The following is a 20,335-nucleotide window of genomic DNA, read 5'->3' on the forward strand; positions in this document are numbered from 1 at the left end:
TGCCTTTCGATACCGTTCGGGATTACCAGCGATAATGCGAGAACGCACGGTTGGCATCAGCCATCTTGTGCGTGTCTTCGCGCTTCTTGACGGCGCTACCACGGTTGTTGGATGCATCGAGAAGCTCGCCGGACAGGCGATCGACCATCGTCGTTTCATTGCGCTTGCGAGCGGCAGTGATCAGCCAGCGAATTGCGAGGGCCTGGCGACGCTCAGGACGAACATCAACCGGAACCTGGTACGTAGCACCACCAACGCGGCGCGAACGGACTTCGACGTGCGGAGCGATGTTATCAAGAGCGGCGTGGAAAACGACCAGCGGCTCCTGCTTCGACCGGCTCTGTACGGAGTCGAACGCACCGTAAACGATGGTTTCAGCTACGGACTTCTTACCATCAAGCATGATTGCATTCATGAACTTGGTGACGATGAGATCGCCGAACTTGGGGTCCGGGTTGATCTCGCGCTTTTCTGCTCTGTGACGTCTGGACATAACTTACTCGTCTCTAACCGTTAAGGCGCTTTATCACGCGGAGGACCTCACGCAGCGCCGGATTTCTCAAAAAAGGCCCGAAGATTACTTCGGACGCTTCGCACCGTACTTGGAACGGCGCTGCTTGCGGTTCTTGACACCCTGGGTATCGAGAACGCCGCGGATGATGTGGTAACGAACGCCCGGCAAGTCCTTTACGCGGCCGCCACGGATCATGACGACAGAGTGTTCCTGCAGGTTGTGACCTTCGCCAGGAATGTAGCCGATGACTTCAAAGCCATTGGTCAGGCGGATCTTGGCGACCTTACGGAGAGCCGAGTTCGGCTTCTTAGGCGTCGTTGTGTAAACGCGCGTGCAAACACCGCGCTTCTGCGGGTTTTCCTGCAGTGCAGGAACTTTGTTACGCTTTACGTTTGGCTGGCGCGGCTTGCGGATCAGCTGGTTTACGGTAGGCATTCAACCATCCCTTACGTTTATATCTCAAACCCTTGCGGGCGTAACTCAACGCCGTCTCCGGCAATTTCACACGCTTGTCTCAATGCGCAAAACGTGGCCCGATCTGTTTTCGCAGATGGACCACAAAGAGCAGAGGACGCAAAAGAAATGCGTCATGCGTGCAGGCAACATATCTTCAACGTGCGTTTCGAACCTTGTTTGAGGTGATATCCGGTGCGTGTCGCTCCAGATGGCCATGCCTCACATGGGTTCCGATGGCGCGGGTACTACTGGTTTCCCGCCGCCTCGTCAAGGCTGTTAACAAATAATCTTCCCCGGAAGCCCTTGAAACGCGGCCTTTCGGCCCTCGTTATGGGGTTTTAGACAAAATCGCGTGCGACCGCCAAGTTAAACTTGGGCATTGCAACGAAAGCGGCTAAGGAATCACTGATTGCAGAGGCCAAGTGCCTGAAAACAGATTCAAATCTCGAATCGAAGGACAGAGAATGATTACCAGCCCCGACAATGACAACAATACCGAGGGCCCGATGGTCTTCATCATCATCGGCAAGGGATACGAGACGGATGGCAGCGAGGGTGTTGACCTCCACATCATGCTGAAGGCTGCCGACGACGACAGCGCCGTGCGCGAGGCGCTGAATGCGCTTTCCGAAGAAGGTTTCATCGAGGCCGACCTCGACCAGATCGGCATGCTCACGGAAATTCCGGAAGAAGAGCCGCACGCCTCCGCCTACAAGGGTGCAGTCGAAGGCGAAGTCGCGATCATTCGTTTCAGCTGAGTGCAATGATGAAGCCGGATGCGTTGAAGGTGCTGATCTACGCGACCTCACGCAACCGGCTTCTTGTTTTCGACCAACCCGACTTTGCAGATGTCGGACTGCAGGTGCCCGGCGGCACGGTTGAAAGCGGTGAGGATGTGGCCGACGCCGCCCACCGCGAGTTCCACGAGGAGACCGGGCTGACCCCGGCCAGGCCCCTCACCCCGCTTACCTTCCACGATTACCGCTTCTCCCGGAACGGCAAACAGATCTGCCACCACCGGCATTATTTCCACATCGCACTCGATGACGCGCTTCCGACCAGCTGGCTGCACCGGGAAATGACGCCGTTTGGCGGCGGAGCGCCGATCCTGTTCCGCTTCTTCTGGATCGACATCACCGAGGCGAGACATCGCTTGGGATACGGCATGGCGCATGGGCTGGCGATGATCGGCTGAGGCCGCTCTCGGCGCGCCCTGCCCTGCCATTCGCGCCCTCATCACCAAAACCACCGAAACGAGAAAAACCGCCCGGATCGCTCCGGGCGGCTTTCAATTCGTCAGACTAGACGCCGATTACTCGGCAGCAGGCGCCGTCTCGCTGGCGAGGTTCTGCAGCATCGGGGTTGCAGCATCTGCGCCCGTGCCCTTGCGGCGTTCTTCCAGGATCATCTCGTCGCGCGACGTGGCGATACGGCGGATCTGGGTCATCGTGCCACCGGTACCGGCCGGGATAAGGCGGCCGACGATGACGTTTTCCTTCAGACCCTGCAGACCGTCGGTCTTGCCGGCGATAGCAGCTTCCGTCAGCACCTTCGTCGTTTCCTGGAAGGAAGCGGCGGAGATGAAGGACGGCGTCTGCAGCGATGCCTTGGTGATGCCGAGCAGAACCGGATCGCCGAACGCAGGCTTCTTGCCCTGTTCGATCAGGCCGTCGTTGACGTCTTCGAGCTCGATACGATCGACGTTGTCGCCGACGATATAGGTCGAATCGCCTGCATCGGTGACTTCCACCTTCTGCAGCATCTGACGGACAATCACTTCGATGTGCTTGTCGTTGATGACAACGCCCTGCAGACGATAGACTTCCTGAATTTCGTTCACTAGGTAGGAAGCCAGAGCCTCCACGCCCTTGATCGCCAGGATGTCATGCGGTGCCGGGTTACCGTCGAGGATGTAATCACCCTTTTCGATGTAGTCACCTTCCATCAGATGGAACGGCTTGCCCTTCGGGATCAGGTATTCGACTGGTTCGACACCGTCTTCGACTGGCTCGATGATGACGCGACGCTTGTTCTTGTAGTCGCGGCCGAGGCGGATCGTACCATCGATCTCAGCGATGATGGCGTGGTCCTTCGGACGACGAGCTTCGAACAGTTCGGCAACACGCGGCAGACCACCGGTGATGTCCTTGGTCTTAGCGCTTTCCAGCGGCGAACGTGCAAGCACGTCACCCTGGGAAACCTTCTGACCAGGCTCGACCGACAGGATCGCGTCAACCGACAGCTGGAAGCGGGCATCAGCACCGCGTGGCAGCTTCATGACGTTGCCGCTGGCATCCTTGACGACGATCGAAGGCTTCAGATCCGAACCGCGCGGGGTCGAACGCCAGTCGATAACCTGACGCTTGGTGATACCCGTGGCTTCGTCTGTCGCTTCGAGAACCGAGAGACCGTCGATGACGTCTTCGAACTGAACGGTACCCGATACTTCCGTCATCATCGGACGTGTGTATGGGTCCCACTCTGCCAGACGCTGACCGCGCTTGACCTTGTCGCCTTCGTCCACATGCAGCTTCGAGCCATAGGCTACGCGCTGCGAGGAACGCTCGACGCCACGCTCGTCCAGGATCTGGACGGTCATGTTGCGGCCCATGGCGACGAGAACGCCGTCCGAGTTGCGCAGCATGTTGCGGTTCTTCATCTGAACCGTACCTTCGTACGATGCTTCGAGGAACGATTGGTCGACCACGGTTGCCGTACCACCAAGGTGGAATGTGCGCATGGTGAGCTGCGTACCCGGTTCACCGATCGACTGAGCGGCGATGACGCCGACGGCTTCACCCATGTTGACTGGCGTACCACGGGCCAAGTCGCGGCCGTAGCAAACCGAGCAAACGCCCGTCTGGACTTCGCAGGTCAGTGCCGAACGGATACGGATCGACTGGATACCAGCCTTCTCGATCTCGATGACATCTGGCTCGAGGATCATCACGCCGGCATCGACGATGCGCTCGCCGGTGACCGGATGATCGATGTCATCCAGAGCCGTACGGCCGAGGATACGGACGCCGATGGAAGCAACGACCTGACCGGCATCGACAATGGCGGTCATGGTGAGGCCCTTGTCGGTACCGCAATCCACGAGGTTGACGATGCAATCCTGCGCGACGTCAACGAGACGACGTGTCAGGTAACCGGAGTTCGCGGTCTTCAAGGCGGTGTCTGCGAGACCCTTACGGGCACCGTGGGTCGAGTTGAAGTACTCGTTGACGGTCAGGCCTTCCTTGAAGTTCGACGTGATCGGCGTTTCGATGATTTCGCCCGAAGGCTTGGCCATCAGGCCGCGCATGCCGCCCAGCTGGCGCATCTGGTTCGGAGAACCACGAGCACCCGAGTGCGACATCATGTAGATGGCGTTCATCGGCTTCTGGCGACCGGTAGCCGGGTCGAACTCGACAGCCTTAATGCGGGCCATCATGTCTTCGGCGACCTTTTCGGTTGCCTTGCCCCAGGCGTCAACGACCTTGTTGTACTTTTCGCCCTGAGTGATCAGGCCGTCATTGTACTGCTGCTCGTATTCCTTGACCAGGTTTTCGGTGTCGCCAACGATCTTAACCTTGGTTTCCGGAATGACCATGTCGTCCTTGCCGAACGAAATGCCGGCGCGGCAAGCGTGGCCGAAGCCGAGCTGCATGATGCGGTCGCAGAATATGACCGTGTCCTTCTGGCCGCAATGACGGTAGACCGTGTCGATCATCTTGGAGATGTTCTTCTTGGTCATTTCCTGGTTGCAGACGTCGAAGGTCACCTTGCCGTTCTTCGGCAGAAGTTCGCCGATGAGCAGGCGGCCAGGCGTCGTTTCATAGATCTTCGAGTAGGGCTTGCCTTCCTCGTCGATCGACTTGAAGCGGCCGCGGATCTTGGTGTGCAGCGTGACGGTCTTGGTCTCGAGCGCATGGTGCAGTTCGCCGAGGTCGGAGAAGGCCATGCCTTCGCCCGGCTCGTTCTGGTTCATGATCGCCAGGTAGTAGAGACCCAGAACCATGTCCTGCGACGGAACGATGATCGGTGCACCGTTTGCGGGGTGCAGGATGTTGTTCGTCGACATCATCAGAACGCGTGCTTCAAGCTGGGCTTCCAGCGAGAGCGGCACGTGAACAGCCATCTGGTCACCGTCGAAGTCGGCGTTGAAGGCCGTGCAGACGAGCGGGTGCAGCTGGATAGCCTTGCCTTCGACCAGGGTAGGTTCGAAGGCCTGGATGCCCAGGCGGTGAAGCGTCGGTGCGCGGTTCAGGAGAACCGGGTGCTCGCGGATGACCTCGTCGAGGATATCCCAAACTTCCGGCTTTTCCTTTTCGACCAGCTTCTTGGCCTGCTTGACGGTCGAGGAATAACCCTTGGCGTCGAGGCGGGCGTAGATGAACGGCTTGAAGAGCTCCAGCGCCATCTTCTTCGGAAGACCGCATTGGTGAAGCTTCAGTTCCGGACCGGTGACGATGACCGAACGACCGGAATAGTCGACGCGCTTGCCGAGAAGGTTCTGACGGAAGCGGCCCTGCTTGCCCTTGAGCATGTCGGACAGCGACTTCAGAGGACGCTTGTTGGCACCGGTGATGACGCGGCCGCGACGACCGTTGTCGAACAGGGCGTCAACGGATTCCTGAAGCATGCGCTTTTCGTTGCGGATAATGATACCCGGCGCACGAAGCTCGATCAGGCGCTTCAGACGGTTGTTGCGGTTGATGACGCGGCGATAGAGATCGTTCAAGTCGGAGGTCGCGAAACGACCGCCGTCCAGAGGAACGAGCGGACGCAGATCCGGCGGGATGACCGGAACGACCTTCATGATCATCCATTCAGGACGGTTGCCCGATTCCATGAAGTTCTCGACGATCTTCAGGCGCTTCATCAGCTTCTTCTGCTTGAGGTCCGAGGTGGTCTCGGCCAGATCGGAGCGCAGGTCGCCCGCAATCTTCTCAAGGTTCATCGATGCCAGCATCTCGAAGATGGCTTCGGCGCCGATCATGGCTGTGAACTGGTCTTCACCGTATTCGTCGACGGCGAGCATGTACTCTTCTTCCGAAAGAAGCTGATGCTCCTTCAGGGCGGTGAGGCCTGGCTCGGTGACGATGTAGTTTTCGAAGTAGAGAACGCGCTCCACATCCTTCAGCGTCATGTCGAGCAGCGTCGAGATGCGGCTCGGCAGGGACTTCAGGAACCAGATGTGGGCAACGGGAGCGGCGAGCTCGATATGGCCCATGCGCTCACGGCGAACGCGCGACAGCGTCACTTCGACGCCGCACTTTTCGCAGATGATGCCCTTGTACTTCATGCGCTTGTACTTGCCGCACAGGCACTCGTAGTCCTTGATCGGTCCGAAGATGCGCGCGCAGAAAAGACCATCGCGTTCTGGCTTGAACGTACGATAGTTGATCGTTTCCGGCTTCTTGATCTCACCATAAGACCAGGAGAGAATCTTCTCCGGAGACGCAATCGAGATCCGGATGGAATCGAAATTCTGCGCAGGCACCTGCGGATTGAAAAGATTCATGACCTCTTGGTTCATGCCTGTCTCCTTCATGGGCTTAGCGCCCTCAAACTGCGATGGTCAGCGGCAATTCCCGGGCGCCGCGCCATAGCAAAAAACGACAATAACCGCAAAATGCGGCGAAATCGTCCCTGCCCGGCCGACACGATACGGGGCCCAGGCGGGAACGGTGTGCGCTGCAGGACAGCGCACACCCTATCAGTGATTACTCGGCTGCATCCGGCAACTGGCCGGCCTGCTGCTCGTCAATCTTGGAGTTCTCCAGCTCGACGCTAAGACCCAGCGAGCGCATTTCCTTGACAAGAACGTTGAAGCTTTCCGGAATACCGGCTTCGAACGTATCGTCGCCACGGACAATGGCTTCGTAGACCTTGGTACGGCCGGCGACGTCGTCCGACTTCACCGTCAGCATTTCCTGCAGCGTGTACGCCGCACCGTATGCTTCCAGTGCCCAGACTTCCATTTCGCCGAAGCGCTGACCGCCGAACTGCGCCTTGCCACCCAGCGGCTGCTGGGTCACGAGCGAGTAAGGACCGATCGAACGAGCGTGGATCTTGTCGTCGACCAAGTGGTTCAGCTTCAACATGTAGATGTAGCCAACGGTCACCTGACGGTCGAACTGCTCGCCGGTACGGCCATCGTACAATGTCGACTGGCCGCTTTCCTTGAGACCAGCCAGAGCCAGCATCTCGTTGACGTCAACTTCATGCGCACCGTCGAAAACAGGCGTCGCAATCGAAACGCCACGCTTCCACTGGTCTGCCAGACGCAGGACCGAGCTATCGTCGAAGTCCTCGACCTTTTCGGCCTTCGGACCGTCGCCGACAACGTCGCCGATCGTCTTGCGCAGCGGTGCGATATCGCCGTTGGCCTTGTAGGCTTCGATCAGTTCGCCGATCTGACGACCCATTCCGGCGCAAGCCCAACCGAGGTGCGTTTCGAGAATCTGACCGACGTTCATGCGCGAAGGCACGCCCAGCGGGTTCAAGACGACGTCAACGTGCGTACCATCTTCCAGGAACGGCATGTCTTCGACAGGAACGATGCGCGAAACAACGCCCTTGTTGCCGTGACGGCCGGCCATCTTGTCGCCTGGCTGGATCTTGCGCTTCACAGCAACAAAGACCTTGACCATCTTCATGACGCCAGGAGGCATTTCGTCGCCGCGCTGTACCTTTTCGACCTTGTCCATGAAGCGCTGTTCAAGGCGCGACTTGGATTCGTCGTACTGGCCACGCAGAGCTTCGAGTTCGCTCTGAACCTTTTCGTCTTCGACTGCGAACATCCACCACTGCGAGCGGGGGTATTCGGAGACGACGTTGTTGGCGAGCTCGGAGCCCTTCTTGAAGCCCTTCGGGCCTGCAATGGCTACCTGACCACGGAGCATGTCAACCAGACGGCCGTAGACGTTACGGTCGAGGATTGCCTGTTCGTCGTCGCGGTCCTTTGCAAGACGCTCGATCTCTTCGCGCTCGATAGCCATCGCGCGCTCGTCTTTTTCAACGCCGTGGCGATTGAAGACGCGCACTTCGACGATCGTGCCGTAGGTGCCAGGAGGCATACGCATGGAGGTGTCGCGAACGTCGGACGCCTTTTCACCGAAGATGGCGCGCAGAAGCTTTTCTTCCGGCGTCATCGGGCTTTCGCCCTTCGGGGTGATCTTGCCGACCAGAATGTCGCCAGGGGTCACTTCGGCACCGATGTAGACGATACCGGCTTCGTCGAGGTTCTTCAGCGCTTCTTCCGAAACGTTCGGAATGTCGCGGGTGATTTCTTCCGGACCAAGCTTGGTGTCACGTGCCATCACTTCGAATTCTTCGATGTGGATGGAGGTGAACACGTCGTCGGCAACGATGCGCTCGGAGAGCAGGATCGAGTCTTCGTAGTTGTAGCCGTTCCAAGGCATGAACGCGACGAGCGCGTTGCGGCCAAGTGCCAGGTCGCCCAGATCCGTCGAAGGGCCGTCGGCGAGAATGTCGCCACGGTTAACTTCGTCACCGACGGTGACCAGCGGACGCTGGTTGACGCAGGTGTTCTGGTTCGAACGCTGGAACTTCTGCAGGCGGTAGATATCGACGCCGGACTTGCCAGCTTCGAGGTCTTCCGTCGCACGGATAACGATACGCGTCGCATCGACCTGGTCGACCACGCCGCCGCGGCGGGCGCCGATGGCAGCGCCGGAGTCGCGAGCAACGATCGGCTCCATGCCAGTGCCAACAAACGGCGCTTCAGCGCGCAGAAGTGGCACGGCCTGACGCTGCATGTTCGAGCCCATCAGAGCGCGGTTGGCGTCGTCGTTTTCCAGGAACGGGATGAGAGCGGCCGCGACCGAAACAACCTGCTTCGGCGAAACGTCCATCAGGTTCATGCCGTCGCGAGGCGCGAGCATAACTTCGCCTGCGTGGCGGCAAACAACGAATTCGTCAACGAAGGAACCTTCGCTGTCGAGTTCGGCGTTGGCCTGTGCCACGTAGTACTTCGCTTCTTCCATGGCGGAAAGGTACAGAACGTCGTTCGTTACCTTGCCGTCAACGATGCGGCGATACGGGCTCTCGATGAAACCGTACTTGTTGACGCGGGCGAAAGTGGCCAGCGAGTTGATCAGACCGATGTTCGGGCCTTCCGGCGTTTCGATCGGGCAAATACGGCCGTAGTGGGTCGGATGAACGTCGCGGACTTCGAAGCCTGCGCGCTCGCGGGTCAGACCACCCGGGCCAAGTGCCGAAAGACGGCGCTTGTGGGTGATTTCCGAAAGCGGGTTCACCTGGTCCATGAACTGCGACAGCTGCGACGAGCCGAAGAATTCGCGAACGGCAGCTGCTGCCGGCTTGGCGTTGATCAGGTCCTGCGGCATGACCGTGTCGATTTCGATCGAGGACATGCGTTCCTTGATCGCGCGCTCCATGCGGAGCAGGCCGAGACGGTACTGGTTTTCCATCAATTCGCCGACAGAGCGAACGCGACGGTTGCCGAGGTTGTCGATGTCGTCGATCTCGCCCTTGCCGTCGCGCAGTTCGACCAGCATCCGGACCACGGCCAGGATGTCGTCCTTGCGCAGGACACGAACGGTATCTTCGACTTCGAGGTCGAGACGCATGTTCATCTTGACGCGGCCAACGGCGGAGAGGTCGTAACGCTCCGCATCGAAGAACAGCGAGTTGAACATGGCTTCGGCCGATTCCATGGTCGGCGGTTCACCCGGACGCATGACGCGGTAGATGTCGAACAGAGCGTCCTGACGGTTCTCGTTCTTGTCTGCGTTCAGCGTGTTGCGGATGTAGGCGCCGACGTTGATGTGGTCGATGCCGAGAACCGGGATTTCTTCGAAGCCGTGCGACAGGATGACGGCGAGCGTCTTCTCGTCGATTTCGTCGCCAGCTTCGAGGTAGATTTCACCCGTCGAGTAGTTGACGATGTCTTCGGCCAGGAAGTTGCCGTACAGGTCTTCGTCGGTTGCCTTCAGGGCCTTGAGGCCCTTGTCGGTCAGCTGGCGGAGCAAACGCGGGGTCAGCTTCTTGCCACCTTCAACAACGACTTCGCCGGTGTCGGCGTCAACCATGTCGGTGATCGTCTTGGCGCCCTTGAGGGTTTCAGGCGTGAACGGAATCCGCCAGCCCTTGCCTTCGCGAACGTAGTCGGACTTGGTGTAGAAGGTCGACAGGATTTCTTCGCCATCCATGCCGAGCGCCATCAGCAGCGACGTTACCGGCAGTTTGCGGCGACGGTCGATACGGGCGTAGACGATGTCCTTGGCGTCGAATTCGATGTCGAGCCAGGAACCGCGGTAAGGAATGACACGCGCAGCAAACAGCAGCTTGCCGGACGAGTGGCTCTTGCCCTTGTCGTGATCGAAGAACACGCCTGGCGAACGGTGCATCTGAGACACGATAACGCGCTCGGTGCCGTTGACGATGAACGTACCGTTGTTGGTCATGAGCGGCATGTCGCCCATGTAAACAGACTGTTCCTTGATGTCCTTGATGGACTTGGCGCCCGTATCTTCGTCAATATCGAACACGATCAGACGGAGTGTTACCTTCAGCGGCGCGGCGTAGGTCAGGTCGCGCTGGCGGCATTCATCGACGTCGAACTTCGGCGGCTCGAATTCGTAGGACACGAATTCCAGCATGGAAGCGCCGGAGAAATCCGTGATCGGGAATACGGACTTGAAAACGGACTGAAGGCCCTCGTCAGGGCGACCGCCCTTGGGCTCTTCAACCATCAAAAACTGATCGTAGGATGCCTTCTGAACCTCGATGAGGTTCGGCATCTCTGCGACTTCTGGAATCTTACCGAAAAACTTGCGTACGCGCCTACGACCATTGAACGAAAGGGTCTGAGCCATCGTCGCTCCTTCAAAATTGCATCCGGGCCTGCAACGGACGGGAACCGATGGCCAGTCGACCCCGTCAACACAATGTGAACTTCAAACTCGTCTCACTTCCCGAAACCACGAGGCCGGATTGCCTGCGCGTCTCGGTTCGAGACCATCCTCTTGAAGAACCCATTACCCAAAAGCCGTTTTCACGTGGCTTTTGGGTAATTTGTTCCGGAAACGGCAAATGGGAGGCGGGAAAACCCACCTCCCAGATGTATTTCAAGCTTACTTAACGTCGACCTTAGCGCCGGCGTCTTCAAGCTTCTTCTTGATGTCAGCAGCTTCAGCCTTGGAAACAGCTTCCTTGACGGCCTTAGGAGCGGCTTCAACGAGGTCCTTGGCTTCCTTCAGGCCGAGGCCTGTGATCGCGCGGACTTCCTTGATGACGTTGATCTTGTTGGCGCCAGCTTCGGCGAGGATAACGTCGAACTCGGTCTTTTCTTCTTCAACGACAGCAGCAGCGCCAGCGCCGCCAGCAGCAGCAACAGCTACTGGTGCAGCAGCGGATACGCCCCACTTTTCTTCGAGAAGCTTGGACAGTTCTGCGGCTTCCAGTACGGTCAGTGCAGACAGGTCGTCAACGATCTTTACGAGATCAGCCATTGTATCAGTTCCTTTTGTTCGGTTCGAACCGGTTGTTTATAAACAGCAAAAAACCGCCTTATGCGGCTTCGTCCTTCTTGGCGTAAGCCGAAAACACGCGAGCAAGCTGGCTTGCCGGTGCTGCAACAACGCCTGCGATGCGGGTAGCCGGAGTCTGGATCATGCCCAGCAGCTTCGCGCGCAGTTCGTCCAACGAAGGCAGGGTCGCGAGCGACTTGACTGCATCAGCGTTGAGCGTGGTTGTTCCCATGGCGCCGCCGAGGACAACGATCTTATCGTTGGTCTTGGCGAAATCCACGACGACTTTCGGAGCGGTGATCGGGTCATTGCTGTAAGCAATGAGCGTCTGACCGGTGAAGAGATCAGCGATCCCTTCCGCTTCCGTACCCTGAAGGGCGATCTTGGCCAGGCGGTTCTTCGCGACTTTGATGGTTCCGCCAGCAGCACGCATTTTTGAACGGAAGTCGTTCATCTGTGCGACTGTAGCACCAGCATAGTGGGCCACGACGACTGAGCCCGAAGCCTTGAAGACTTCGTTCAGTTCCGTGACGAATTCGCGTTTTTCCGCTCTTTCCACTGCCTATCTCCAGTTGATGGGACCGTAAACGGACCCATCGGGTTGCCTTTGCCTCTCGGGATCAAAAGAGAACCCAAGCGACGCTTGAGGATCCTGTCCCCCCGCGCTCCGCGCCAATAAGGCTAAGAGGCACAAGGCATCCAAGGCTCGAACCAAATCGATCGAAGCAGAGCTTCATGCAATTCGGGTCTTACCCGTCTCATGCAGGCCAAGTGATTAAGGGAAAACCACCTGCAATCTCGGACAGGATTCCGGATTTCTCCGGAATATCCCGGCCCCTTGCGAGGCCAGGAATTCTTGAAGCCGGGCCACGAAGACCCGACGAAAACTATGCCGTTACAGACGACGGCTCGATCTTGACGCCCGGGCCCATAGTCGAAGAGATCGCTACGCGCTTGACGTAGTTGCCCTTTGCACCAGTTGGCTTTGCCTTGATGACGGCGTCAGCGAAAGCCTTGATGTTTTCTTCAAGAGCCTTGGCGTCGAACGAAGCCTTGCCGATGCCGGCGTGGACGATACCAGCCTTTTCGACGCGGAATTCGACAGCGCCACCCTTGGAAGCCTTGACGGCACCAGCGACATCCATCGTTACCGTGCCAACCTTCGGGTTCGGCATCATGCCACGCGGGCCGAGAACCTTACCGAGGCGACCGACGAGCGGCATCATGTCAGGTGTTGCGATGCAACGATCGAAGTCGATCTTGCCGCCCTGAACGATTTCGACGAGCTCTTCAGCGCCGACGATGTCTGCACCAGCAGCCTTGGCTTCATCAGCCTTGGCGCCACGTGCGAAGACAGCAACGCGAACGTCGCGGCCGGTGCCGTTCGGCAGGTTGACAACGCCGCGGACCATCTGGTCTGCGTGACGCGGGTCAACGCCGAGGTTCATCGAAACTTCGACGGTTTCGTCGAACTTGGCGATTGCCCGTTCCTTGACCATGCCGATAGCGAGGTCGAGAGCGTAGAGCTTCGTAGGATCAACACCTTCGTTGATCTTCTTAGTGCGCTTGCCTGCCATGGTCTTATCCTACCACTTCCAGGCCCATGGCGCGGGCAGAGCCCTCGATCATCGCCATTGCACCTTCGATATCAGCTGCGTTCAGATCCTTCATCTTGGCTTCGGCGATCGACTTGATCTGAGCCTTGGTGAGCTTTCCGGCGTTGGCGCCCTTGCCAGGCGTCTTCGAACCGGACGTGATCTTCGCTTCCTTCTTCAGCCAATAGCTGACCGGAGGCTGCTTCATCACGAAGGTGAACGACTTGTCCTGGTAGTAGGTGATGACGACCGGGATCGGCATACCCTTTTCCATTTCCTGCGTCGCGGCGTTGAACGCCTTGCAGAATTCCATGATGTTAATGCCACGCTGACCAAGCGCCGGGCCGATTGGCGGGGACGGGTTTGCCGATCCTGCCTTGACCTGAAGCTTGAGCTGGCCTGCAACTTTCTTAGCCATATCTCTCTGCCTTTCACTGACGGCCGGTTACCCGGCCCATAAATGCCGGATTGCTCCGGCGGCTGTGGTTGCGTGGTACGGATATAGAGCCCGGCTAAGACCCCTCACCTTCCACGCGCTTCGTGGCTTACGCCACACGGAAACAAGTCAAGTTGACTTAACTTCCGCGCTCAGACCTTCTCGACCTGAGCGTATTCCAGTTCGACCGGCGTAGCGCGGCCGAAGATCGACACTTCAACCTTCAGGCGCGAACGTTCTTCGTCCACATCCTGAACCGTGCCGTTGAACGATGCGAACGGACCGTCGGAAACGCGGACCTGCTCGCCAATCTCGAAGGTAACCGAAGACTTCGGACGCTCGACACCTTCCTGAACCTGACCGAGAATGCGGTCGGCTTCATAGTCAGGGATCGGAACGGGCCTGTTGTCAGAACCAAGAAAGCCGGTAACCTTCGGCGTGTTCTTGATCAGGTGGTAGGCTTCGTCGGTCAGGTTGGCGCGAACCATCACATAACCCGGGAAGAACTTGCGCTCGCTATCGACCTTGCGGCCGCGGCGAACTTCAACCACCTTTTCAGTCGGGACGAGAATCTTTTCAAAGAGATGCTCAAGGCCCTTCTGTCTGGCCTTATTCTCGATGTCTTCCGCGACCTTCTTTTCAAAATTCGAGTACGCGTGGACGATGTACCAACGTGCCGCCATCTTATATCTCCACCCGATCAGTTGCCGATATTGAGCACAAAGCCCAGCAGCCAGCCGATCAACTGGTCCGCGGCAAAAAAGAACAGCGCGGCAAAGACCACCATCACAAGCACCATGATCGTCGAGATCATCGTTTCACGGCGCGACGGCCAGGTAACTTTCAACGTTTCCGTGCGGACCTGCTGCAGAAACGTAAGCGGATTAGATTTGGATGCCATCGACTGCCCACGCAATTACGGCACGTAAAGCTGACTATATCAGCCCCACGCACCGCGTGTCTGTTGAACCCCTACATAAACACCGATTCCCCATTAGACAAGAGGGGAACCAAAGTTTAACGAATTTAGCCATGTACCGCCTCTTGCGAAATGCTGCAGAATGTCCGCGCTGTTCGTTTCAAGGAAATGGCAGGGGCAGTAAGGCTCGAACTTACGACCTGCGGTTTTGGAGACCGCCGCTCTACCAACTGAGCTATACCCCTTTACGCTTTTCAATCAGCCTGTTGGCCGGAGCCTAGAAGCATCATTGAGAAGCATGGCGCTCCCTTTAAGACGCCGGAACGAGATTGGCAAGGGTGATTTTCACTTTTTCCCGTTCTGCGCCTCGCCAGGTGGCCGGATCAGAGTTTTACATATTTGCGCCAATCATGCTCTTCCCTGAAGCCGAGCACCTCGCGGATCTTGCGGTTGGAGAGAAGGCTTTCATATTCGCCGATCTCGCGGATGAACTTCACGTTGGGGAAGAACCGCGCAGCCAGTTCCCTTGAAGGCGTGTTGGCTGACACCGTATCGTTGACGGCGTTGAAGACCTGGAAACCGAGGCCATCCTTCTCGATGCAGAGATGGCAGATCTGGCCGAGATCGCGGGCGTCGATATAGCTCCAGGCGATCCGCTTGCGCATCTCGGGATTGGCGAAATAGGTCGGGAAGTTCTCATATTCGTGCGGCTCGATGACGTTGCCTATCCTCAGCGCATAGATGTCGGCGCCGGATCGCTCGGCGAACGCCCGCGCCGTCTTCTCGTTGATCACCTTCGATAGGCCGTAGGAATCCATCGGATTGACGTCGTAATCCTCATCCAGCGGGAACTGGTGGAAGTCGCGATGCCCCTCGGCGAAGCAGACGCCATAGGTGGTTTCGCTAGAGGCGACGATAATCTTGCGGACGCCGAGCTTCACCGCTGCCTCGATGACATTATAAGTGCCCATCGTGTTGATGCGGAACGTCTCGTTGTCAGGCTTGATCAGGATGCGGGGGATTGCGGCAAAATGCACAACCGCGTCATAGGGTTGCACGCCCCTGCCCGCTTCGAGATCCGGAAAGTCTCGGTGCATGGAGAGCGCATTATAGACCTGGCCGCTATCGGTGATATCGACGATCAGGTTGGTAACGCCGGGGCTATCGAGCGGCACGAGATCGATGTTGTGAACCTCGTAGCCGGCATTGACCAGCCACGGCACCGCATGACGTCCGGCCTTACCCGAGCCGCCGGTGAACAGAATGCGCTTCTTCATGAATATCCTCCCAAGTCATCAAATATCGGAGGCATAGATAGAGTGTCTTGGAGGCAACGCAAGACAGCGCGGCCGACCCGCGGCCGCTAAACCACATCGAGCTCCGCGATCGCCGCAAGCGCGGGCTCAAGCGCTGTTCTCTGAAATCAAAAGCGCCTCCAATTGAGGGTATCTCAAGATGATACGTCAGAGAGAGCAGGCGCCAACCAGACAAAGCAAAAAGGCCCCGCCGTTCCCGGCAGGGCCTTCCTTAACTCAGAATAATCCGAGGATTACTCGACGATCGAGGCAACGATGCCAGCGCCGACGGTACGGCCGCCTTCGCGGATTGCGAAGCGCAGCTTTTCTTCCATGGCGATCGGAACGATCAGTTCGACTTCAACGGTGACGTTGTCGCCTGGCATAACCATTTCCGTACCTTCTGGAAGCGAAACGATGCCGGTCACGTCAGTCGTACGGAAGTAGAACTGCGGGCGGTAGTTCGTGAAGAACGGCGTATGACGGCCGCCTTCTTCCTTGGTCAGGATGTAGGCTTCGGCCATGAACTTCTTGTGCGGCTTGACCGAACCTGGCTTGCAAAGGATCTGGCCACGCTCAACGCCGTCACGGGTGACGCCGCGGATCAGCGCGCCGATGTTGTCGCCAGCCTGGCCCTGATCGAGCAGCTTGCGGAACATTTCAACGCCGGTAACCGTCGTCTTCGTCGTTGCACGGATGCCGACGATTTCAACTTCTTCGCCAACCTTGACGATACCACGCTCAACGCGGCCGGTCACAACCGTACCACGGCCCGAGATCGAGAACACGTCTTCGATCGGGAGCAGGAACGGCTGGTCGATCGGGCGCTCAGGCGTCGGGATGTAGGCGTCAACGGCTGCCATCAGCGCGCGAACTGCGTCTTCACCGATCGTCTTGTCGCTGTCGTTGAGAGCGGCCAGAGCCGAACCCTTGACGACAGGAACGTCGTCGCCCGGGAAGTCGTAGGACGACAGAAGTTCGCGAACTTCCATTTCGACCAGTTCCAGCAGTTCTTCGTCGTCGACCTGGTCGACCTTGTTGAGGAACACGACCAGAGCCGGAACGCCAACCTGACGGGCGAGCAGGATGTGCTCGCGGGTCTGCGGCATCGGGCCGTCGGCTGCCGAGCAAACCAGGATCGCGCCGTCCATCTGCGCTGCACCGGTGATCATGTTCTTGACGTAGTCGGCGTGGCCGGGGCAGTCAACGTGGGCGTAGTGGCGAGCAGCCGTCTCATACTCGACGTGCGCCGTCGAGATGGTGATGCCACGTGCCTTTTCTTCCGGAGCGGCGTCGATCTGATCGTAGGCCTTGTATTCACCAAAGTACTTGGTGATTGCTGCCGTCAGAGACGTCTTGCCGTGGTCGACGTGGCCAATCGTGCCGATGTTGACGTGCGGCTTGTTGCGCTCAAACTTACTCTTTGCCATTTGAATGCTTCCTGTGAACGAAATGGGATGACCCCGGCGAACCGGTTTAGTGCCGCCGTTTAAGGGTTTCGGCGGAATTGCGCAAGACTTAATTGCGGACGGTATTCCTTGCTGCAGCCGCATATGGGAACGACGCATCCAATCGGCAATATCCACGCCCAATGGCTGTGTGCGGATTTCATCGACCATCGCCACAACTGCTTGATGCTATGATATTAGTTTGGCTGCCGGACCGAGCCCGGCCATCGCCCGGGGAGCACGCCATGGAACCGAAGGACATTGCGAAACGATCTGCAGGCAACTTTCTGATCTTTGCCGCCTGCGCATTCATATTGTGGATACTGGCCGCTGCGATCGACTGGATAGCCCAGATCCTGCGCCTGTCGACGCCCGAGCGTCTGCCGACGCTCGCCGCCTCCATCGTCAGTTCATCGACGCTGCAGGCGATCGTTGCCATATGGCTGCTGACGGCCGCGGTCGCCATCGCCTTTCCGAAGATGTTGCGACCGCTTTCGACCACGACGACGTTGATGTTCGATGTGGGATACGGAATCCTCGGCGCGCTGACCGGCTTCGGCATCGCCATCGGCCTGTTCGGCGGCGGCTGGTCGATCCTGCTCCGTGCGCTGATCTATAGTGTGATCATCGCCGTCGGCTACCTCGTCGTGCGCAAATGGCTGTCGCGAGATGAATTCGCGATCGACAGGCGAACGCAGTGGATGGCAGCCGGTATCATCGCGCTGGCTTCCCCTTTCGTGCTGCTTTGGGGCTGAGATCGGCTCGCCGAACATCAAAGAGACGAAAACGCAAAAAAGCCGCTCGATGCAGCTTGGCCAAAACTCGAATTGCAACATGATATCATGGAGCGGGTAGCGGGAATCGAACCCGCGTATTCAGCTTGGAAGGCTGCTGCTCTACCATTGAGCTATACCCGCGGGGTGGTCTGATCCGAGGACGAATGGTGGAGAGAGTTGGATTTGAACCAACGTAGGCGTAGCCAACGGATTTACAGTCCGTCCCCTTTAACCACTCGGGCATCTCTCCAGTTTTTCGTCCGGATCGTTAGACCAAGTCTGCTAGACTTTCGAAGCGTTGCCGCCCCTCGGTCTGCGCCGCGTATATGACCGCCCGAAATCCTCATGTCAACACGATGACGATGGAAAATATGTGAAAAATGTCATCGGCGGTGGAAAGCCCCTGTGCCGAAAGTAATCCTATGCGGAGAGAAGCGCCGCCGTTATAAAGCGGCATGAGCAAAGATAATAAAACAGGCGGCCCGCCCGCAGACGACAAATCCGCCCAGGACACGCACTACGCCACTTTGCGTCGTGCGCATCGCGACAACAAGCGCGAACGCGGCGAAATTCCAACCCCTGGCTTCCAGAAGCGCAAGCGTGGCGGCGATGACTGGAAGCCGCCTGTTTTGGCGCCCGACCAGGTCCATCTCTATGGCCTGCACACGGTTCGCGCTGCCCTTGAGAACAAGGAGCGCAAGAATATCAAGCTGTCGGTGACGCAGAATGCGCTGGCACGTCTTGAGATCGACGTCGAAGCGCTCGGTATTCCGGTCGAGATGGTGTCGCCGCAGGATATCGACAAGGTGCTCGGCCCCGACGCCATCCACCAGGGCGTGATGCTCGAAACGCGTCCCCTGCCCGTGCGTCGTCTCGAGGCGCTGAAGGACAGCCCGCTGATCCTGGTTCTCGATCAGGTCACCGATCCTCATAATGTCGGCGCGATCATGCGCTCTGCCGTGGCGTTCGATGCGGGTGCGGTGATTACCACGCAGCGCCATAGCCCGACCGAATCAGGCGTGCTCGCCAAATCGGCCTCCGGCGCGCTGGAGCTTATCCCCTATATTCAGATCACCAACCTCGCCGATGCACTGAACGAGTTGCATAAGCTCGGCTTCCTGACGATCGGGCTTGATTCGGACGGGCCCGCCCCTCTCGAAGGCACGTTCGCTGGCGAGAAGGTTGCCCTGGTGCTTGGCGCCGAAGGCAAGGGTCTGCGCCAGAAGACGCGCGAGACAGTCAACGCGTTGGCACGTCTTGATATGCCGGGTGAGATCAAGTCTCTGAACGTGTCGAACGCAGCAGCCATCGCCATGTATGCAGCGCGTGTGCATCTGAAGGGCTGAACCGGCTCCGCGACGGGCCACGACAAGAGGGAGAATTGTCATGATCCGTTTTGCACTTCGACCGGCGGCATTGGCTGCCGGTCTTTTCGTCTGCAGCGCAGCGCTTGCGGACGACGTGGATGTCGACATCGTCAAGGCGCAGGCCGGCACCTACCTGATCGCATCGGCAAGCGGCGAACCGGGTTGCCGGATCACGCTCGAGAGCGGCAACGCCATTGGCGGCTATTCTCTCTCGGGCGCAGACGACTGCGTCAAACCGCTTCCCGCACTGGCCGAGGCCTATGCCTGGAATTTTGATTCGAATGGCGGTTTGATTCTGCTTGATGCGACGCGCAAGGTTCTGGCGCGGTTCGTCGAAAACGAGGGATCGCCGCTGGAAACCGAAGACGAGCAGCCGCTATTCATGCTCGATGCGCCCAAGGGCGTCGATCGGCTTCCGACCTTTGCCAGCCTTGCCGGCAACTGGACGCTTCAGCGACCAACGGGCGAGAAGCTCTGCACGTTGATCCTGACGAATGCGAAGGACAAGGATGGTAATTCGCCGCTGTCACCGAGCGGAGACTGCGCGCCGGCTGTCGCCAGACTCAACCTCGCCGTCTTCAGCGTCGAGGGGTTCGGGCTGGTGCTGATGAGCAAGGACGGCGCGTCCCTGTCCTTCGACATGCTGGAGAACGGCAACTTCGAAAAGAGCCCCGAGGACGGCGGCAAGCCGTTGCTGATGATCAAAAATCCCTAAAGCGCGCCGCGCGTTCGGATTCGCTTGCCGCGCTTCAGCCCCTTGTTTTGACGCATGTCTTTCGCGCGGAACCGGCCAGCCTTTCGGGGCACATGCTGTCGCCGCCTCGGTTTTGCCGCTTGCAGCAGCTATCGTCTGTCTATGCTCCTGAAAACAAGGAGAAGCACACAACATGGCAGTCCGCCCCCTTCTGATCGGCATTCTTTTCATCGGCATCTTTGTCGCCATCGTTCTCAGCATCACCTGGATCGACAAAACCCAGCCACTGCACCAGCCAGATCCACTTGCCCCCGCCACCAGCCCCAATCC

17 protein-coding genes and 3 tRNA genes are annotated in these 20,335 nt (G+C 58.4%); 5 read left to right on the top strand and 15 right to left on the bottom strand.

The genetic code is table 11. The annotated features are described in order from the left end of the window. Positions 1 to 22: 22 nt before the first annotated feature. Entirely contained in the window at positions 23 to 493 is a 471-nt protein-coding gene (gene rpsG, locus GVL52_RS06110; RefSeq protein ID WP_160004854.1) for a 30S ribosomal protein S7, read from the bottom strand. 84 nt (positions 494 to 577) lie between these two features. Next, complete coding sequence (gene rpsL / locus GVL52_RS06115) at positions 578 to 949, bottom strand: 30S ribosomal protein S12 (protein WP_018902683.1); 372 nt, start codon at positions 947 to 949, stop codon at positions 578 to 580. Between the two features lie 485 nt (positions 950 to 1,434). Here rpsL and GVL52_RS06120 point away from each other — a divergent pair, with 485 nt between their 5' ends. Beyond that, complete coding sequence (locus GVL52_RS06120) at positions 1,435 to 1,728, top strand: transcriptional regulator (protein ID WP_160004856.1); 294 nt, start codon at positions 1,435 to 1,437, stop codon at positions 1,726 to 1,728. An 8-nt stretch (positions 1,729 to 1,736) separates the two neighbouring features. Beyond that, on the top strand, positions 1,737 to 2,165 hold the full coding sequence (locus GVL52_RS06125) for an NUDIX domain-containing protein (protein WP_160004858.1): 429 nt from the start codon (positions 1,737 to 1,739) through the stop codon (positions 2,163 to 2,165). Between the two features lie 117 nt (positions 2,166 to 2,282). On the opposite strand, the gene rpoC is transcribed toward GVL52_RS06125, so the two are convergent. The 11 genes from rpoC to tuf all read right to left on the bottom strand — a co-directional run bounded on the left by rpoC (position 2,283) and on the right by tuf (position 17,150). Continuing rightward, positions 2,283 to 6,494, bottom strand: coding sequence for a DNA-directed RNA polymerase subunit beta' (gene rpoC / locus GVL52_RS06130; protein WP_160004860.1), 4,212 nt, complete (start codon positions 6,492 to 6,494; stop codon positions 2,283 to 2,285). Between the two features lie 187 nt (positions 6,495 to 6,681). Further along, positions 6,682 to 10,821 carry a DNA-directed RNA polymerase subunit beta gene (gene rpoB, locus GVL52_RS06135; protein WP_160004862.1) on the bottom strand — a complete coding sequence of 1,380 codons (4,140 nt, stop codon included), beginning with the start codon at positions 10,819 to 10,821 and terminating at the stop codon, positions 6,682 to 6,684. Between the two features lie 258 nt (positions 10,822 to 11,079). Continuing rightward, positions 11,080 to 11,457 carry a 50S ribosomal protein L7/L12 gene (gene rplL / locus GVL52_RS06140; RefSeq protein WP_160004864.1) on the bottom strand — a complete coding sequence of 126 codons (378 nt, stop codon included), beginning with the start codon at positions 11,455 to 11,457 and terminating at the stop codon, positions 11,080 to 11,082. 58 nt (positions 11,458 to 11,515) lie between these two features. Next, on the bottom strand, positions 11,516 to 12,034 hold the full coding sequence (rplJ, locus tag GVL52_RS06145) for a 50S ribosomal protein L10 (RefSeq protein WP_160004866.1): 519 nt from the start codon (positions 12,032 to 12,034) through the stop codon (positions 11,516 to 11,518). Positions 12,035 to 12,362: 328 nt separating this feature from the next. Then, entirely contained in the window at positions 12,363 to 13,052 is a 690-nt protein-coding gene (rplA, locus tag GVL52_RS06150; RefSeq protein ID WP_160004868.1) for a 50S ribosomal protein L1, read from the bottom strand. Positions 13,053 to 13,056: 4 nt separating this feature from the next. Then, on the bottom strand, positions 13,057 to 13,488 hold the full coding sequence (gene rplK, locus GVL52_RS06155; RefSeq protein WP_160004870.1) for a 50S ribosomal protein L11: 432 nt from the start codon (positions 13,486 to 13,488) through the stop codon (positions 13,057 to 13,059). A 170-nt stretch (positions 13,489 to 13,658) separates the two neighbouring features. Next, positions 13,659 to 14,189: a transcription termination/antitermination protein NusG gene (gene nusG, locus GVL52_RS06160; RefSeq protein ID WP_160004872.1), complete on the bottom strand. Its 531-nt coding sequence runs from the start codon at positions 14,187 to 14,189 to the stop codon at positions 13,659 to 13,661. Positions 14,190 to 14,206: 17 nt separating this feature from the next. Continuing rightward, the gene (gene secE, locus GVL52_RS06165; RefSeq protein ID WP_026283763.1) at positions 14,207 to 14,407 is read right to left on the bottom strand and encodes a preprotein translocase subunit SecE; all 201 of its coding nucleotides are present in this window, start codon (positions 14,405 to 14,407) and stop codon (positions 14,207 to 14,209) included. Positions 14,408 to 14,594: 187 nt separating this feature from the next. Further along, positions 14,595 to 14,670 (bottom strand) — tRNA-Trp (locus GVL52_RS06170). 138 nt (positions 14,671 to 14,808) lie between these two features. Next, complete coding sequence (locus GVL52_RS06175) at positions 14,809 to 15,702, bottom strand: NAD(P)-dependent oxidoreductase (protein WP_160004874.1); 894 nt, start codon at positions 15,700 to 15,702, stop codon at positions 14,809 to 14,811. 272 nt (positions 15,703 to 15,974) lie between these two features. After that, positions 15,975 to 17,150 (bottom strand): elongation factor Tu, encoded by a 1,176-nt coding sequence (gene tuf / locus GVL52_RS06180; protein ID WP_160004850.1) that lies wholly within the window; start codon positions 17,148 to 17,150, stop codon positions 15,975 to 15,977. 263 nt (positions 17,151 to 17,413) lie between these two features. Between tuf and GVL52_RS06185 the strand changes: the two genes are divergently transcribed. Beyond that, the gene (locus GVL52_RS06185; RefSeq protein WP_160004876.1) at positions 17,414 to 17,923 is read left to right on the top strand and encodes a hypothetical protein; all 510 of its coding nucleotides are present in this window, start codon (positions 17,414 to 17,416) and stop codon (positions 17,921 to 17,923) included. 88 nt (positions 17,924 to 18,011) lie between these two features. Here GVL52_RS06185 and GVL52_RS06190 read toward each other — a convergent pair. Beyond that, a tRNA-Gly gene (locus GVL52_RS06190) sits at positions 18,012 to 18,085 on the bottom strand. 24 nt (positions 18,086 to 18,109) lie between these two features. After that, a tRNA-Tyr gene (locus tag GVL52_RS06195) sits at positions 18,110 to 18,194 on the bottom strand. Between the two features lie 205 nt (positions 18,195 to 18,399). On the opposite strand from GVL52_RS06195, the gene rlmB reads away from it, so the two are divergent. Beyond that, entirely contained in the window at positions 18,400 to 19,290 is an 891-nt protein-coding gene (rlmB, locus tag GVL52_RS06200) for a 23S rRNA (guanosine(2251)-2'-O)-methyltransferase RlmB (RefSeq protein ID WP_160004878.1), read from the top strand. Positions 19,291 to 19,330: 40 nt separating this feature from the next. Next, entirely contained in the window at positions 19,331 to 20,026 is a 696-nt protein-coding gene (locus GVL52_RS06205) for an AprI/Inh family metalloprotease inhibitor (protein WP_160004880.1), read from the top strand. The last annotated feature ends 309 nt before the right edge of the window (positions 20,027 to 20,335 follow it).

The sequence above is a fragment of the Rhizobium sp. 18055 genome (assembly GCF_902706285.1).
In the GTDB taxonomy this organism is placed as follows: Bacteria; Pseudomonadota; Alphaproteobacteria; order Rhizobiales; family Rhizobiaceae; genus Rhizobium.